Raw genomic sequence first — 17,014 nt, forward strand, 5'->3', positions numbered from 1 at the left:
ACGATACAACCTTTTTAAAAATTATCTCTTCAAGGGTGAAAACTATCTTTCAAGTTTACCTAAAAAAATACACTATCCCAATAAATCCCTCACACTTTGACGTGGATCTTTACCTTCCTCTAACATAGCGTGAACTTCTGTGGCGATAGGTAGATATATCTCTTTTTGCTTTGCCAAAAGATAAAGTGCCTTAGCCGTCGGTACTCCTTCAGCTACCTCTCCAAGTTCTTCAAGTATATCTTCGATCTTTTTACCTTGAGCCAATCCGATCCCTACTCGGTAATTACGTGAGAGTGTAGAACTTGCCGTTAAAAAAAGGTCTCCTGCTCCCCCTAGCGATAAAAAGGTCTCTGTTTTTGCACCAAATGCTTCTCCAAATCGTGTCATCTCTACAAGTCCGCGCGATATCAATGCTGCTCTTGCATTGTTTCCTAACTTCAGACCATCACATACTCCACCTGCAATGGCAATAACATTCTTATATGCACCTGCAACTTCCTCACCGATGACATCATCATTGACATATCCTCTGATATATTCAGGTAACGCATCCGCATACGTTTTTGCCAGCTCTAAATTGGTCGAACTGATCACCAATGCGGTTGGCAGCGACTTTTGTACTTCTGCTGCAAAGGAGGGGCCTGAAATAAATGCGAGTCTATCCGCATCTACAAACTCTCCATAAATTTCATTGAGAAATGATCCTGTCGCTGTCTCTATCCCTTTAGCCGCCACAAGAATTTTCTGTCCCTTATCAACGAAATTCTCTTCTAACCACCCACGAACAGCCTGTGCAGGTATAGCGATCACAAGATACTCATACTCCAACGCTTCTTTCATAGAAACAAAATGAGGAATATCTTTATGAGAACGTGAGGTAATCACCACATCATTTTTTTGCGAAAATGCATGATATAAAGCCTGCCCCCACTTTCCTGCACCTATAACCGCCAATTTCATTTATATACTCTCCTTATTTTCAATTAACTCTATGAAACGTTCTGCACTCTCTTCATACATGTCAAATATCTTGCTTACTCCCGCCAAGATAAGTTTACGGTTATCCTCTTTACTATCAGATAAGGCAACGATTTCATCTTTAAAACCGCCTGATCTAAGTGATATAGCATAATAGACATTTAAAGCATCCTCTATCATTGCACATACAACGATATAGTCTTTGAGCAGTTTGATATGTTCGAGATACTCCTGCTGTTCTTCATCAACCTGTACGACATTGACAAAGCCGTCACGTTTTGCACTTGCATAACGTTCACTGTCAGTTTCATAAATAGTCACCTCTATATCATCCTGGCGAAGTATTTGACACAGATGTTTGTTCTTATGAGTATAACCAAAGAAGATGATGCCTTTTTTGTTTTCTTCATGATGACGTTTGAGATAGGCCAATGCCTTAAAATCAACCACATCATAAGGCTCCAATATTGCATCGACACCTGTTGCATAGTATTGTCTTCTGAGGTTATGCTGATTCATTCTTGCATAGATCACGGCATCATTCTGTACTGACTTTGCATTCAATATAAAATAGATATTATCGATATCCGAACTTGTCAGTGTGAGCATCGCTTCAATATTTTTACCTTTATAGAGATCATTGATAAGCTTCGCACTAGAGCCATCAGCACGGATCACTTTATACCCATCTACCCTGGCCTGAGTAACTTTTTCTTCTTCATCTTCGATGATCACAGGTTCATAGACACCGCGTAAAAGTAGTTTTTTGGCAATTGTCATACCTAAATGACCATAACCGTTAATGATCACTGCTCTATTTATTTTGGAAACCAGGTTGATATTATCTGCATTACGCAGTTCATCAAATCGTTCAGAAAATGCTGTAACCATCACAGAAGTAACAAAAGAGATCATCGCAATACCGATGATGATTCCAAACATTGAAATGATCTTACCAGTATCCGTCACCGGAGAGATATCCCCATATCCAACCGTTGAAACAGTCACTAATGCCCAATAGATAGCATCTAGATAACTTCCGATATTTTTATTTACTCCATACTCAAGAATATAAAAAACCGTACCGAAAGAGAAAGTAACACCTAAGAGCATATAGCCTAAAAAGATAAACTCAAAACGTTTTCTTGTCAGTGCTTTGAAAAGACTTGAAGTTCCGTGCATATAATGATAAAGCTTTAAAAGCCTAATAATGCGAAATTTTGGGAAAATAGCAATAAGGTCAATGAGTGCAGGCAAAGAGAACAGATATTCAACTCTTTTTTTAAGCGGTACAAGATAATAATCTCTTTTAGTTGCATTTTTCAGTTTACTGGTGGCAAGGATATGTTTATGTATATCCTGACTTACCCAGATCCTTAAAAGGTATTCCAATGCGAATATGGCGGTAATGAAATAGAGGTCTAAATCTATCATCCATGCAGGAAGTTTACCTGATTTGCTAAGGATAAGTATCATGATCGAAGTCATGATCAAACCTATCATAAACCAATCAAAGTACTTTTTATAAGGATAGTTAATGTCATTAAGCAGTGATCTAAAAAAAGATTTTGTCGTTTGATATCGGATAGAGCTATCGATCATACGGGAAAGTTTCAGTATCAATTCATGCATTACCATTCCCCCTTTTTGGTACCGAAAACCGATACCGAGCTTTACTAGCCTAGCCTCTCTTTAAGCAAGTCGTTCACTTTAGCCGGGTTTGCAGAACCTTTACTTGCTTTCATCGTTTGACCGACAAAGAATCCAAAGAGTTTATCTTTACCTGACTTGTACTCAGCGACTTTCTCTGGATTTGCCGCGATAATCTCATCAATGATCGCCAAGATCGCACCATCGTCGCTTACCTGTGCCAAACCAAGTTCATCAATGATCGCATCTACATCACGGCTCTCATTCTCCATCATGTAGTCCAGTACATCTTTGGCACCTTTTCCTGAGATCGTATCATCAGCGATCTTGGAAACCAATGTACCCAATGTCTTTGCATCAACAGGAGAATTCTCTATATTGAAACCTGCCTTGTTCAAACGTCCCAATAGCTCAGATGTAAGCCACGTTACTGCCATCTTTGCATTCGCACCACCCTCTAACATCTCTTCAAAGTAGTATGCCATCTCTTTTTGTGCAGTGATCACAAGTGCATCATATTTCTTGATACCAAGTTCTTCCATATAACGTGTTGCCTTTGCATCCGGCATCTCAGGGATCTGTTTTGCTTCTTCAATCATAGCTTCAGTCACGACAAGTGGACGAAGGTCAGGATCCGGGAAGTAACGGTAGTCTGCTGCTTCCTCTTTCCCTCTCATTGATTTGGTCACACCCTGATCGACGTTATAGAGTCTTGTCTCCTGGAATACTTCCTGATCATATACGCCATCTTCGTAAGCTTCAGTCTGACGCTGTACTTCATATGCGATCGCTGCTGCTACAAATTTGAATGAGTTTATGTTCTTGATCTCGACTCTCGTACCGAACGCCTCTTGTCCTTTTGGACGGATAGAAACGTTGACGTCACATCTAAATGAACCTTCCTGCATGTTTGCATCTGAAATGTCAAGATAACGTACTGTTGCATGAAGCTTTTTAAGATAAGCAACTGCTTCATCGGAACTTCTCATATCCGGAGCTGAAACGATCTCAAGCAGTGGAGTCCCCGCACGGTTCAAGTCTACTTTAGAGTGGTCTCCCTCATGCATATTCTTTCCAGCATCCGCTTCAAGGTGTGCTTGAGTAATCCCTACTCTTTTTTGTGTACCGTCTTCAAGGTCAATAAAGAGCTCTCCATTTTGCACAATCGCATTATGCAACTGTGTAATCTGATAAGCCATTGGACTATCCGGATAGAAGTATGATTTTCTATCAAAGTTCGAACTGTGCTGTACATCCGCATCAATTGCATATCCAAAACGCATCGCTTTCATTGCTGCTTCTTTGTTCACAACTGGCAGTGCACCTGGAAGAGCTAAACAAGTTGGACATGTATTGGAGTTTTGGTGTTCAGCAAAGCTTGTTGCACATGAACAGAAAAGTTTGGTTTTAGTATTGAGTTGTACGTGTACTTCAAGACCGATAACGGTTTCAAACATCGGGAAATTCCTTATAAAAATAGTTCATATTTATAATCGTAATTATTATACCCATTTGCTTATTTGAGGGAGTTTACGAGAGAGTCAAATGGCTCTCTCTAAAAAGTATTATTGTCGATAGCTCAGTTGATTTAAGAGTTTATCAACTCCCATATCGACTTGAACTTTTGGGAAAAAAGAAGGTTGATCTTTAAGATTCATGGTCTCAAACTTTACTGTTTTCTCTCCAAGTCTCTGACGGATCTCTTTTTTGATCTGGTAAAGTGATGTAATTTTATCTACCAGGACTCCTTGTATCTCAGGAGCATTGGCAACATAAATCTTACCTTCGGTAAATGGCAGAAGCTTCTCTTTGGTAATCCCTCTATTCGCTACAACAGCATTAATAAAGTTCTCATAAGTTGGCATCAGAAGATGATCTTCTATATATTTTTTTTCATCACCCTCTACTTTCTTGAAAAGAGAGATAGGCTGTTTATATTTACCTGCTGCAAGGTTATCTTCCTCAATCCCAACCTTTTCTGCCAATTCACCCAGATTATAGTGTGGCATGATCACCCCGATTGAACCTACGATGGCATTTTTATTTGCATAAAGAGGCTGGATTGCTGAAGCGATATAGTATCCGCCGCTTGCAGCGATGCTTCCGATATACATCGTTATATTCTTGTCTTTTTGATAGGCTTTAAGATACTCACTCAGCTCCTCACTGGCAGTTGGAGATCCGCCGGGAGAACCCATAACAAAGAGTACTTCTTTGAAGTTCTTATCTTTACGGATCACATCCATTTTCTCCATCACCTTGGTAGTATACTTCTCTGTGATAAGCTCATCAAAATGGATCACTGCTACTTTATTATCACCTAATACAGGTTCTCCAAACATGCCGGCTTTGGAAAAGTACATCGCAAAAAATGCGATCTCGGCAATAAGTATGATTCCTACTATCCATGCTTTAAGATTTGAAATAAAAATGCGCTTCTTTAATTCTTTTATCTGATAATCTTTCACTTCTTCCATTTATCATCCTATTTTTTATTTGAAATATCGTATTGAAGCAAATCCATATGCTCCTACTTTTTGACAAGATTTTATCTGTTCTGTTGTCAAAATACCCCCTAATGCTATCACAGGAATATTAACAGTGCCGCTTACTTCACGTAATTTTTCCAGACCAACAGGCTTGCCTTTATTCGGAGTATCATAAACCGGGCTGAATGTTACCATATCTGCACCTAACATCTCAGCTTTTTGTGCTTCTTTCAGGGTATGTGTACTGATGATGACAAACAATCCCTTCTCTTTGGCAAAAGGTATCTCCTCTAGTCGATCACTGCTTAAGTGTACTCCATCTGCTTTTATTTCCTTAGCTAAGAGTATTTCATTATGCAGCAGTAATTTATCAAAGGAGTATTTTTTTGCAGCCTCAATAAATATTTTGGCATTATCACTATAGTTAAAGTTTTGCTTATCCCTATAAAGAACCATGTCGGCTTTCCCACTAATATGGGATAAGTAGGTGTCTAGATGATCGAAAGAAAGTGTTGAAGGATCAGTAATGGCATAAGAGAGCATCGCTACTCTTTTATTATTTGCTTATCTAGTTTTTCCAAGATTTGTTCTAAAATCTTTGTCTGTTTTTTGAGCTCATAATGTTTCTCTTTGATCGTAATGATATGCTCAAGCAATAAAATGACTACTAGTCCAGGTAATGCACCAATAAAAGCAGAAATAAGTATATCCAACAAACCAAAGTGATAAGAAGAAAAAAATGGAGTAGCGACACCGATGAGCACAGATGCCCATGCAATGCCTAAAAAGAAATTTATAATGAAACCAAGCGGTTTCTCTTTTAGTCTCATAGTAGTAAGTTACACTTCACCCATAGTATCTGCGATTGGGTTTGGTGCTTTTTCATGTGATTCATCAATCGCAACTGCACCTGCGAGGTATACGAAAGTAAGGATCATAAATACAAACGTCTGAAGTACACCCATAACTGTAAGAAGGAAGAATGGAGCCAAAGGCACGATCCAAGGTGTTAGCATCAAAAGTACCCATAGGAACATATCATCCCCTCTAATACTACCGAACAAACGGAAGCTAAGAGAAACGATACGTGATAGGTGTGAAATGATCTCGATTGGGAACATCAACGGTGCAAGCAGTTTTACCGGACCTGCAAAGTGTGCAAAGTAGTGAATCACACCGTTCTTTCTGATACCTTCATAGTTGTAGTAGAAGAAAACGATCATAGCTAGTGTCAAAGTAATATTGATGTTTGATGTTGGAGATTCAAATCCCGGGATAATACCAAGCATGTTCGAAGTAAAGATAAATAGACCCAACGTTGCGATCAATGGAAGATACTTTCTAGCATTCTCTTCACCTAGTACATCCGTACCCATAGAGATTACACCGCCAAGATATGACTCCATCACATTCTGAGTACCACCCGGTACAGCTCTAAGACTTTTTGTAGCTATTTTCGCAACAAACAGGACAATCCCTGCAACCAAGATCATGTGAGAAATAAATAGCATCTGCCCGTGTCCGAATATCGCACCCAGGTAAGTAAAAATACCTTCCATAAAACATCCTCTTACGTAAATTATTGCGTGGATTATACCTTTTTTGAACTTAAATTTGCCTCGTATTTAGGCCTATTGAACGCACTATTTAAAGATTTTAGCAGCATGTGTAGATCATTCACAGCAATTATATTTGAAATTATGAAGTTTATTAGTACAGATAATTAAAAGTAAGTATACAGTCCTATACCAATTTTTCCTGACCTAATCTATAAAGAGCAAAATCATATTTGATGGGATCACTCTGGTCAAATTTTCTGAGTCTCTCTGTCAATTCGATAGCCGCCTTCATATCACAACTTTTTCTTTTCAACAGTCCTATTTTTCGCGATACGTTAAAAGTATGTGTATCTAGCGGCATTAATAGGTCTTTTTTATCTATTTTAGACCAAAGTCCCATATCAAGACTATCTTTGCGTGCCATCCATCTAAGATACATCAAATAGCGTTTATAGGTGCCTGCTGATGAAATTTTTTGCGCCGGCTTACCCACCAGAAAATTGTATCCGTAACTCTCCTGAGGATAGGACTCTCTTATCGCTTGTATCAAAGCCCAAAGTCCATCTAAGAGATTGCTTTCTTTTTGATAGCCTATATAGAAAATATTTTCAAGACTTTCTATGTCTCTAAGGCGTTTAAGTGCAATAAAAAGAGCGATCACATCTTCGCTTTTTTGAAACCGGTAGTAGTGTGCAGAGAGAAGTTTTCTTATCGTATCTTCATTCTGATTTAGCAGATCAAAATCCAGACTTTCCAAAAATTTAATGATCTGATTAGCATTCCCATAGGCAAATAGAGCACAGATCAGTGCAATAGATTCATCTTGGTATTTTTGTGCAATAAAGAGGGGATCTGGTCTTTCATAGCAAAGTTCTAGTGAGGTATTGCGAGCCTCTACTTCTTTGTCTAAAAGTTCTTTGATCTGTACTAAAGTCAAAATGTAAAATGTTCGCCCAGATAGTATTTTCTTACATTCTCATCATAAGCGATCTCATCACTTGAGCCAGTGGCAAGCATCTCACCGCTTCGCATTACATAAGCTCTGTCACAAATACCAAGTGTTTCACGGACATTATGATCTGTGATCAAAATACCCATATCAAGTTCTACAAGCTGTTTGATGATGTTTTGGATATCAAGTACTGCAATAGGATCAACCCCTGCAAACGGTTCATCAAGCAGCAAGAATTTCGGCTCACCTACTAAAGCCCTGGCGATCTCCACACGTCTTCTCTCTCCACCGCTCAGACGGATACCCTGACGGTTTCTTATAGGTTCGATATTAAAGATCTCAAGAAGTTTTTCAATACGCGGCTGTATCTTCTCTTTTTCCATCTCAAGTGCTTCTGCAGCAATAAGCAGATTCTCTTCCACAGTAAGATCTTTAAAGATACTGGACTCTTGCGGCAAGTAACCGATACCGAGTTTTGCTCTTGTACTTAAGGGCAGTTTGGTGATATTCTCTCCATCGAGGAATACTTCTCCTTCTGTGGTACCTGTAAGTCCGCATACCATATAAAATGATGTGGTTTTCCCTGCTCCGTTCGGGCCCAAAAGCCCAACAACCTCTTTACTCTTAACTGTGAGTGAAATATCGTGAACGATCTTCGTTTTTTTGATCGTTTTTGCAAGATTTTTTGCTTCAAGTATATGCATTAGTATAAGATCCTGTATTTTCTCGCATCCCCGCTAGGTTCTATCTCAATTATGGCTACATTATACCCCGCAGACTCTAAAAAGTCTTTGAGGGGGTCACTTCCCCACTCTACCATATGCCATCCCGGCTTATCAAACTCTTCAAAGAGACCCATTTGCATAAATTCATCATGATCCAAGCGATACAGATCATAATGATATAGATCATCACCATAACAGTGCTGCAATGAGAAAGTCGGAGAGGTTACATCTGACGTTATCCCTCTTTTTTTTGCGATAGCCTGCGTGAGTGTTGTCTTTCCGGCTGCAAGGTCGCCACGCAGAAATACTACAGTATTGGATGGCAACACTTCATTCAGATAGTCAACCACATTATCCAACTGCTCCACAGAAGCAATGATCTCTTTTATTTTCATTTCCTACTTCTTACAAAGCTGTTCACTGATCTTAGCCATACGTACCAAATGCTCTTTTGCTGTACCACTATCAAGTATTGCTTCTACCTGTTCGATCGCTTCACGGACATCACGCACACTGCCATCTACAAAAAGTGCAAAGGCAGCATTGAGTACTACAATATCTCTCTTTGCACCCTTTTCCACTCCTGCAAAAATATCTCTGGTGATCTGTGCATTATGGAGTGCATCTCCACCGAGGATCGCCTCTTTAGGTGCTTTTTTAATACCGTAAATCTCAGGGTTTATCTCACCTTCGATGATCCGTCCCGAATCAACATAAGCAAAGTTAGTATTAGTTGCAAGCCCTATCTCGTCCATCCCATCCTGACTGCTTACTACACAAGCTCTCTTCGCATCGAGCTGCACAAGTGCTTCAGCGATCCTACGCACAAAACCTGGATCAAAAACACCCAGAAGATACTTTTGTGCACCAGCAGGGTTTGTCAGCGGCCCTAGAATATTAAAAATGGTACGATGGGGAATTGATTTTCTAATCGGCATGATATATTTCATCGCCGGATGATGATCGGTTGCAGGGAAAAAACAGAACCCTGTCTCTTCAAGCATTTTGATCTTATTTTCTGGTGTCATTTCCAGCTTTAAACCGAGGGCTTCAAGTACATCTGTTGAACCGGATTTAGAGGTTACACTTCGATTTCCATGCTTTGCAATGACTCGTCCCATAGAAGCCAACAGCAGTGAAATTGTTGTAGAGATATTGAAACTCCCACTCTGATCTCCGCCAGTACCAACGATATCGACTGCTCTTTCTTTCAGCTCATCACTCAAAGGAACCTTAATGGAATGTGCACGCATTACTGCAGCAGCATCTGCGATATCCTCCGCGCTCTCACCTTTGTTATAGAGATCAATCAAAAACTGACGTGCTTCAGACTCACTCAATTCATTGTTAAATAGCTTTTCAAACTGTTCTTTATTACTCAATCTAGCTCCTTAACGTACTCTTCTTTTTGAGATTTCGGGATCGTTTTTGTTGCAGGTATTTTGAGTACCTCATACGACCTTGGTCCTTTAAGATACTCGATCGTGATCTTATCGCCTATGGCAACATTTTTCGAAGCTTTTGCCTGCATACCGTTGACATAGACCACACCGGACTTGAGCATATCTGTTGCGATCGTACGACGTTTGACGACGTTTACGGCACTTAACCACTTATCTACTCTCATGGTTGCTTAAACATCTCCTCGGCATCTTTTGCTTCAGTTATTCCTTTGAGTGTAAGTTCATTGGTTTCTGAAATATATTTTTCAGCTTTCAATTGTTTGAAAACACTTTTACACTCTTTCATATCAAACATTCCCGTATCTACAAGCATCGCCTGAATATCTTTTAGTGTCTCACCGGGATGTTTTTTAAACAGCGCCAGAAGACAGACTTTTTCTACAATTTTATCTTCATCCATAGTTTTTATCCTCTTATCATTACATAAAAGAACCCAATCATTTGAACTCTTCTATATATCCACCTCTAAATGAGGTGGAAAAGTTTTAGTGAAGATCTTCGTTAAGCTTAACTTCTCTTGTACTTCTTCTTACAATCATCTCACCTGTTGTAGAGTCTTGTCTGAAGTGAAGACCATTCAGTCCTTGAAGTTCATCCGCTCTGAATGTTGTTTTAGACTCAAGATTCGCATCTGGGTTTGCCGCTTTGATCTTTTCCAGTTCAGCTGGAGCGATCTTCACTTTTGTACCTGCAAAGATAGCAAGACCACCATCGATAATACATGCATCACCCAGTGGGATACCACATGTAGAGTTTGCACCAAGTAGTGTGTTCTCACCGATACTGATAGGGTTTCCGTCTGTTCCCGAAAGTACACCAAGGATACTTGCTCCACCACCTACATCTGAACCGGCACCCACGATCGCAGAACTAGAGATACGTCCTTCTACCATTACCGGACCAAGTGTACCGGCATTAAAGTTGATATAAGATGCACCCGGCATTACTGTCGTACCTGCTGCAAGCTGTGCACCCATACGTACTTTAGAAGCCTCAAGGATACGTGTATTATCAGCAGGGATAACATGTTGAAGATATCTTGGAAATTTATCTACACTGTCAACTGTAGGATAAGTACCTTTTAGTTTCATCTCAATCTCATTGTCTCTCAGGTAGTCAAGCTCATATGGAGTGTTTCCAACCCATGCAACATTTGAAAGGATTCCAAATGCACCATTAAGATTGATTCCTCTAAGCGGTGCCTTGCTGAGTGATAGTGCATAAAGTTTAAGGTATACAGCTTCTACCGACTCTGCCGGTGCATCTTCAAACAAAAATACGATTCTAAAGTCTTTACCAATATCGCCCATTGCATTCAGTGTCTTGATCACCTGGATATTTTTATGTGCATCACCTGTTGCTTCAGCTACCAGTGGAGCAAATGCTGCCATGGCATTACTTACAAAAGTTTCATTGATCGTCGCAACAAATTCACTTCCGCTGAAGTCCACTGCACATTTAGCTTCCTGAAGTGATTTAATAAAAACAGCCGCTGAACCGAAGTTCTCTCCCCAATTGATCAGACCGAAGTTTGCCTGAAGAATCTTCTCAGCATTTTTCTGTCCTCTATCTACTCTTGCAATACCAAAAGCGATCGGTTTTCTATAACCGTCCTGCGCTTCGATATCCGCTACAAGTGCCTTAAATTCGTTCATATCTGCTACTGTATTTATAGCCATAAAACTCTCCTAAACATACGAAATAAATTAGTTATTGTATTATACTTTGTTAAGCTGAGTTAGACGAAGATTGATCCGAATGCTTCATAATTTCACGCCAATTCCTGGAAAAGTGTTCCCGGATATAAGCCTCTTTATGCGGTATCGTACACCCAGAGCAATCCTGATGGATTGCATCATCAGAGATAAACTGTTTGCCCTCTTTGGCATCTATCGCACAAGTAGAAAATAGCGTCTTATTTTCTACTTCTTTTAATCCTTCATCATTAAACCTGAAGTTTGGACAAGCACAGAGATAACAGTTAAGCTCTTTCATATCATGACACTTTGTTGATGTAGCATACAAAGGACAGAAGTCCGGTTCCATTTTCACCATATTTTCAAACCGGAAATAACGTATCAATTCCTCATCACTAAGATATCCAAGCTTTTTTACGATTGCACTGTGTTTCTTAGCATGAGATTCAAACCATTCTCTATATGTCATGATATATTACTCCTCTCAAATAAATCCATAGTAATCCGATATATTCATGAAAAGCTCTTTCTGTTTTTTGTAAATGCCTTGCTTGAAATAGTGACCAGATACTATCTTCCCCTCTATCATTGAAGTCTCCAGGTGCGGCGATAGGATAGAGCCCCTCTTGTTGAAACAAGATCATACTTCTAGGCATATGATACGCTGAAGTCACAAGCAAAAAAGGTCCCGTTCCAACCCTTTCTTTCATTTTTGCCGCCTCTTCTCTGGTATCCTTTACATCTTCCTGCATCACAATATCTTCAGCTCTTACACCTGCTTCTACAAGTAGTTTTGATGCTTTATAGGCATCTGAGAGTTTATCATGTCTCGAGTATCCCGAAGTAACGATCTTCACTCCTTCGATCATCTTGTAAAGCCGTATTGCCTCCCAGGCACGCCTCTCTTTATCTCCACCCAAAAGCAAAATATATTTTACATTTGAAGGAACCTGCTCGATCTTTTTATACTGAGATTCCAGAGGCAGCAACAAGAGGCTGCTTATAGATGCATGTGTTACAATCGCAAACCATATAATACTCCCAAGTATAAAATATGTTGCCCTTCTGACATTCCCGATATGAAGGAGCCATATGGCCGTAACTAACACTATCATGCCTAGCGGCATAGGCATCAACAACCAGGCTATTGTCTTTTTTAATAAAAAGGCTATCCCCAACTCCACTTCATACTCCCTTTAATATATAGATAAACTACAGCTAAAAAACATATCAGAACCCCTGCAACCCATAACATTTTATCTAACCTGCTGCATGAAATCACCAGACTTTTATCTTGAAACTTATCATATATCATTGCGAGTGCTTTTGCTTTTGCCTGTGAAGAATATTTGATCTTGGTATACTCTGCTTTTGAAAAAGATGCTGCTTCATCTTTCCCCGGCAGTATTGCTTGATCAATCATTCTGTTATCTTGAAAGAGTTGATACATTTTTGGGTATCTACGACAATAATGTTGAATCTCTTTAAAAATATTATCAGGCAAGTTAAGCGTAGAAGTTATTTTGGGTGCCTGCTGATCCCAGATCATTTCAAAACGTTCCTGCAATACCCCAAATCCATACAAAAGACTATGCATATGCCAGTGTATCCATGTGGCATCCGAATGGTTAGAGACAAACTCAAAAAACACTTTAAGTAAATAGGCCTCCAGTTCCTGTGGAGTACTCTGGGTCCCAAGAGTTTTTTGTGCATCCATCATAGAAAAACTTGTACACATTTTTGTAGTGATCTCACATACACTAATTGCCGTAACATAAGAGCTTCGCTTAGGTATCAAACTCTCGCAGGCATAGTGTATAGTGAACAGTTTTGACATTATTAAGACCGTTTAAAACTATTGATGATCAAGAAGATCACAATCACTTCAACTGCAATCAGTACAAAATGCAGATAATAGACTTGCGGTTGATTTTCAACAATACCATAATGATCCATCAAACGGTAAAACAGATATGCACCAGCCATCCCCATGAGATATCCCATCTGTTTTGCTGTATCCAGGCGGGTTAAGAGTATATCTTCACCCAGTAACAGAGTCTCAACCCGCACCAAATAGTTCCCAAAGACAAAAGTCATCTGATATCCTACATAAACGATCAGTGCAGTTTGATAGGTATAGGGATCAAGTAAAAAATAGCACATTATAAGCAGCAATACGATCTCAACAAGTAAAGAGATCCGAAAGAACCACTGTGCATTCAAGATATGAATATAAAGTCTGGCAATAAGCAGCATACCGACAGCAAGTGCCACACCCCCTAGCGAATATACAGAGGGTTCAAGGGGCGTATAGATCGAAAAGATCGCCCCGACACTCAATCCCAAAAGCAGGGAATTGAAAAACTTATATCGAATAAACCATTGTGGAATAAGAGTCAACATAAAAAATTATATCTAAATCATTACTATTCATCACAACAGTTAAAAACGATACCGGATCTTAGTATAGACACTACGTCCTTCCGTTGCATAGCCATATACCGACTGATACTCTTTATCAAAGATATTTTTTGCATTGAGTGTCAGTTTGATCTCATCGGTTAACTCTCTTGCATAGTTCAGATTCCATAAAGTGTAGTTACCTGTAGACATATCACCAAGATCTGTCCGGTCTCCAACATACTGTGCCGTAATTCCATAGCTGCTAGAGTCTGTATAATAATTTGCAGAAAGGTTTACTGTATCTTTTGGACGTCTAAACAGATCACTTCCATCTTCTTTTTTTGCCTCAAAGAGGTGTGTATAGTTTGCTGAAATATTAAGGTTCATTGTCTCGAACGGATAGATACTTTCTACTTCCAAACCTTTGAACTTGGATACACCGTCTATATTGTAGTATCCATAGTTGACCATATCATAATCGATACTATCCTTCACTTTATTGTTAAAATAAGTAATGGTCAACAACTCTTTATAGTGCGCTGAGAGCTCATAGCCTTTGGTAAATGCCGGCTTCAACTCACTTCCAAATACTACATTCGCCAGTTGATAAGAGCTTGGTGCATCATAAGAAGTATAGTAGTTTGCCCCTACTCCTAATCCGGAAATCTTGTTATATTCGTGCTTGATGCCTGCTTTATAGGTTACTTTATTCTCAAACTGTTCAAAGTTGTCATATCTAATATTGGTCTCGATAAGCGTACCTGTAGTGATTCTGTACAGATTAGATAGATAGACCGCCTTATTGGTATAGTCTGCCTGACTTGCAGGGTAGTCATTGTACTGGTTAAATCCATCGATATCTTTATACTCTAACCCCAGTACCGCTTTTCCTCTTGAATAGTCATAGCTGTTAATCATACCGAACTCTTTAAGCTTTGCTTCATAGACATTCACACCTACGCCGTATGAGTTCGTATAGAAAGTACGCTCATACTTTCCCTGGCTTGCATACATGTTAGTACGATAATCACCTGACTTATAGTCATACTGAAGTGCTGTATTTTCTTGATCTGATTGTGCATGAGAGTAGTCATCTTCTGCTTGAGCTGTAGACCAAGAATCATCATACTCCGTTTCTGTCTTGATACGGTTATAGCTTAGTTGTATCTTATTATTTTCATCAAACCTGTAACCCAGTTTCAGATTGATATTTTTATTTGTATAAGCATCTTTTTCCGCATCTCTTGGTGCCAACGCCGAGATACCTTCAGTATCAAGATAAGAAGCAAGTAATTGAGCACTGAATTTATCATCTTTATATCCGATATCTGCATCGATACCTTTGGTCTTATAAGATCCGTAAAGTAAACTCAAAGAACCGTGTGTTCCTTCTTGTGGTGTCTTAGTGATGATATTGATCACTCCTGCGCTGGCATTTGTACCCCAAATACTACTCATACCCCCTTTAATGATCTCTATTTGTTGAATATTATCAGTGGTAAGACTCTCAAGTAGTGCCGTGCCGTTAGTAGTACTTGGGTCATTCAGACGCATTCCGTCCAATAGGACCAAAACTTTCCCTGAGTCCGCACCTCTGACAAAAAATGATGTCTGCTGACCTAAACCGCCTGAGTTTGCTACTGAGATACCTGCTATGCTATTAATTGCCTGTGCTACATTCTGATATCCATTTTTGTCCAACTCTTCAGCAGTGATCACTGTCACATTTGAAGTAGTATCATTAATTGAATGTTCAGTTTTATTTGTCGTAGTAACCGTGATCGGTTCAAGCTCAGCAGCATGAGTAGTAATTGTCAACAGCAATGATACTGCAATAGATAGTTTTATAGTGTTGTTCATGATTTATCCTAATATAAAATTGATATGTTTTGATTTAAAAAATATGATGGTTTAGGATAAGTAAAGGGGGAGAGGTTTTTCTTTCAAGATTTTCAAAGGCATCTTTATGGTACTTATAGTTACTGTCACTCTGTGTTAGCTTATGCAGTGTCGAATACATCGCTATTATGGCAAGAGAAAAGTATTGTTTAGTATAGCCTCTTAAATATTTCATGGCCGAATTCTAGCGATATATACTTAAAATACCGGACTATCAGCAGGATCTCTCTTGCCTTTGAACCATTCTACTGAGAAGCAGATAGAAAAGTACTACATTAAGTATAAAAAGCAACATAGGGATAGCTTGATCAACGCCTTTTTCTATTTGAAGTCCAATAATCGTATATATACTCTGCAACACTATTAAAAAAATAACCGTTGTTTTCGTAGAGTCACCAAAAAACTTCTGTAGTAGATGATGAATATGACATTTATCTGCACTGAAAAGTGGCCTTTTTTTGATTTTTCTTCTTAGCATCACTATAAAAGTATCCAAAAGAGGTACAGCTGCGATAAAAAGTACAGATACTGCGGGGATATAAGAGAGTGATTTTATCGCTAACATCGAGATGATAAACCCAAGTGTCAAGGAACCGCTGTCACCCATAAAAATCGATGCAGGGTTCCAATTAAAAATCAAAAAACCAAAAAGAGCAGCGATAAATGCTCCAGAAAATATCATCATAAATGAATCATGATAGGTTAAACCGATATAAAAAAATGCACTCAGTATCACTACACTGATAGAACCTGCCAAACCATCCAGACCATCGATCAGATTCATTGCATTGGTAAATCCGATCACTGCAAATATCGTAAACGGTAATGCAAGCCATCCCAATGAAACAGGGATTCCAAAATAGTTCCCGACTTCATCAATATAGATACCGTCAAAATACAAAATAATCGTAGAGATCGCCAGTACTAGAAATTTGGTTTTCGGTGCAGTATCCCTATGATCATCCAATATTCCTACAAGAAAAACCAAAAAAACTGCCAAAAGCATCTGCCAATGATCAATCAGTAATTGAAAATAAAATAATGGAAGAATGATTGCGACTGCAAAGTAAAAACCTATACCTGCACCCCTTGGTGTATGATCCGTATGTATACTACGATCATTAGGTATATCCATTAAACCCCACTTTGGAGCATTGAATATAACTATGTGAACCAAACCAAGGGAAAGTAAAAATATC

Annotated in this window: 20 protein-coding genes; all 20 read right to left on the reverse strand. The window is 39.0% G+C overall.

From position 1 onward, the window contains the following. Positions 1 to 72: 72 nt before the first annotated feature. On the reverse strand, positions 73 to 960 hold the full coding sequence (locus PGH07_RS02005; protein ID WP_289412221.1) for an NAD(P)H-dependent glycerol-3-phosphate dehydrogenase: 888 nt from the start codon (positions 958 to 960) through the stop codon (positions 73 to 75). Next, positions 961 to 2,610 (reverse strand): NAD-binding protein, encoded by a 1,650-nt coding sequence (locus PGH07_RS02010; protein WP_289412222.1) that lies wholly within the window; start codon positions 2,608 to 2,610, stop codon positions 961 to 963. 44 nt (positions 2,611 to 2,654) lie between these two features. Continuing rightward, entirely contained in the window at positions 2,655 to 4,085 is a 1,431-nt protein-coding gene (gatB, locus tag PGH07_RS02015; protein ID WP_289412223.1) for an Asp-tRNA(Asn)/Glu-tRNA(Gln) amidotransferase subunit GatB, read from the reverse strand. A gap of 108 nt (positions 4,086 to 4,193) precedes the next feature. Then, complete coding sequence (sppA, locus tag PGH07_RS02020) at positions 4,194 to 5,105, reverse strand: signal peptide peptidase SppA (RefSeq protein ID WP_289412224.1); 912 nt, start codon at positions 5,103 to 5,105, stop codon at positions 4,194 to 4,196. A 15-nt stretch (positions 5,106 to 5,120) separates the two neighbouring features. Further along, positions 5,121 to 5,660, reverse strand: coding sequence for a thiamine phosphate synthase (locus tag PGH07_RS02025; RefSeq protein WP_289412225.1), 540 nt, complete (start codon positions 5,658 to 5,660; stop codon positions 5,121 to 5,123). Positions 5,661 to 5,662: 2 nt separating this feature from the next. Next, entirely contained in the window at positions 5,663 to 5,947 is a 285-nt protein-coding gene (locus tag PGH07_RS02030) for a hypothetical protein (protein ID WP_289412226.1), read from the reverse strand. Positions 5,948 to 5,956: 9 nt separating this feature from the next. Further along, on the reverse strand, positions 5,957 to 6,676 hold the full coding sequence (locus tag PGH07_RS02035; protein ID WP_289412227.1) for a F0F1 ATP synthase subunit A: 720 nt from the start codon (positions 6,674 to 6,676) through the stop codon (positions 5,957 to 5,959). A 184-nt stretch (positions 6,677 to 6,860) separates the two neighbouring features. After that, positions 6,861 to 7,613 (reverse strand): TIGR02757 family protein, encoded by a 753-nt coding sequence (locus tag PGH07_RS02040; RefSeq protein WP_289412228.1) that lies wholly within the window; start codon positions 7,611 to 7,613, stop codon positions 6,861 to 6,863. Beyond that, positions 7,610 to 8,332 carry an LPS export ABC transporter ATP-binding protein gene (gene lptB / locus PGH07_RS02045; RefSeq protein ID WP_289412229.1) on the reverse strand — a complete coding sequence of 241 codons (723 nt, stop codon included), beginning with the start codon at positions 8,330 to 8,332 and terminating at the stop codon, positions 7,610 to 7,612. Before lptB ends, PGH07_RS02040 begins: the two co-directional genes overlap by 4 nt. Then, the gene (gene tsaE, locus PGH07_RS02050; RefSeq protein ID WP_289412230.1) at positions 8,332 to 8,748 is read right to left on the reverse strand and encodes a tRNA (adenosine(37)-N6)-threonylcarbamoyltransferase complex ATPase subunit type 1 TsaE; all 417 of its coding nucleotides are present in this window, start codon (positions 8,746 to 8,748) and stop codon (positions 8,332 to 8,334) included. Before tsaE ends, lptB begins: the two co-directional genes overlap by 1 nt. A 3-nt stretch (positions 8,749 to 8,751) precedes the next feature. Beyond that, complete coding sequence (gene trpD / locus PGH07_RS02055; RefSeq protein ID WP_289412231.1) at positions 8,752 to 9,735, reverse strand: anthranilate phosphoribosyltransferase; 984 nt, start codon at positions 9,733 to 9,735, stop codon at positions 8,752 to 8,754. Further along, complete coding sequence (locus PGH07_RS02060) at positions 9,732 to 9,980, reverse strand: RNA-binding S4 domain-containing protein (RefSeq protein ID WP_289412232.1); 249 nt, start codon at positions 9,978 to 9,980, stop codon at positions 9,732 to 9,734. Before PGH07_RS02060 ends, trpD begins: the two co-directional genes overlap by 4 nt. Continuing rightward, the gene (locus PGH07_RS02065) at positions 9,977 to 10,216 is read right to left on the reverse strand and encodes a hypothetical protein (RefSeq protein WP_289412233.1); all 240 of its coding nucleotides are present in this window, start codon (positions 10,214 to 10,216) and stop codon (positions 9,977 to 9,979) included. Before PGH07_RS02065 ends, PGH07_RS02060 begins: the two co-directional genes overlap by 4 nt. An 85-nt stretch (positions 10,217 to 10,301) precedes the next feature. Continuing rightward, positions 10,302 to 11,495, reverse strand: a complete 1,194-nt coding sequence (locus tag PGH07_RS02070) for a tetrahydrodipicolinate N-succinyltransferase N-terminal domain-containing protein (RefSeq protein ID WP_289412234.1) — start codon at positions 11,493 to 11,495, stop codon at positions 10,302 to 10,304. A gap of 49 nt (positions 11,496 to 11,544) precedes the next feature. Beyond that, complete coding sequence (locus PGH07_RS02075) at positions 11,545 to 11,982, reverse strand: hypothetical protein (RefSeq protein ID WP_289412235.1); 438 nt, start codon at positions 11,980 to 11,982, stop codon at positions 11,545 to 11,547. After that, positions 11,972 to 12,697 (reverse strand): ElyC/SanA/YdcF family protein, encoded by a 726-nt coding sequence (locus PGH07_RS02080; protein ID WP_289412236.1) that lies wholly within the window; start codon positions 12,695 to 12,697, stop codon positions 11,972 to 11,974. Before PGH07_RS02080 ends, PGH07_RS02075 begins: the two co-directional genes overlap by 11 nt. Beyond that, positions 12,682 to 13,350, reverse strand: coding sequence for a hypothetical protein (locus tag PGH07_RS02085; RefSeq protein WP_289412238.1), 669 nt, complete (start codon positions 13,348 to 13,350; stop codon positions 12,682 to 12,684). The genes PGH07_RS02080 and PGH07_RS02085 overlap by 16 nt, the downstream gene beginning before the upstream one ends. Before the next feature lie 2 nt (positions 13,351 to 13,352). Further along, a complete protein-coding gene (locus PGH07_RS02090) occupies positions 13,353 to 13,916 on the reverse strand; it encodes a hypothetical protein (protein WP_289412240.1) in 564 nt (187 codons plus the stop codon). 39 nt (positions 13,917 to 13,955) lie between these two features. After that, positions 13,956 to 15,776, reverse strand: a complete 1,821-nt coding sequence (locus PGH07_RS02095) for a TonB-dependent receptor plug domain-containing protein (protein ID WP_289412242.1) — start codon at positions 15,774 to 15,776, stop codon at positions 13,956 to 13,958. 253 nt (positions 15,777 to 16,029) lie between these two features. Beyond that, positions 16,030 to 16,950, reverse strand: coding sequence for a glycosyltransferase family 4 protein (locus PGH07_RS02100; protein ID WP_289412243.1), 921 nt, complete (start codon positions 16,948 to 16,950; stop codon positions 16,030 to 16,032). Between the last annotated feature and the right edge of the window lie 64 nt (positions 16,951 to 17,014).

Source organism: Sulfurovum zhangzhouensis (assembly GCF_030347965.1).
Lineage (GTDB): Bacteria > Campylobacterota > Campylobacteria > Campylobacterales > Sulfurovaceae > Sulfurovum > Sulfurovum zhangzhouensis.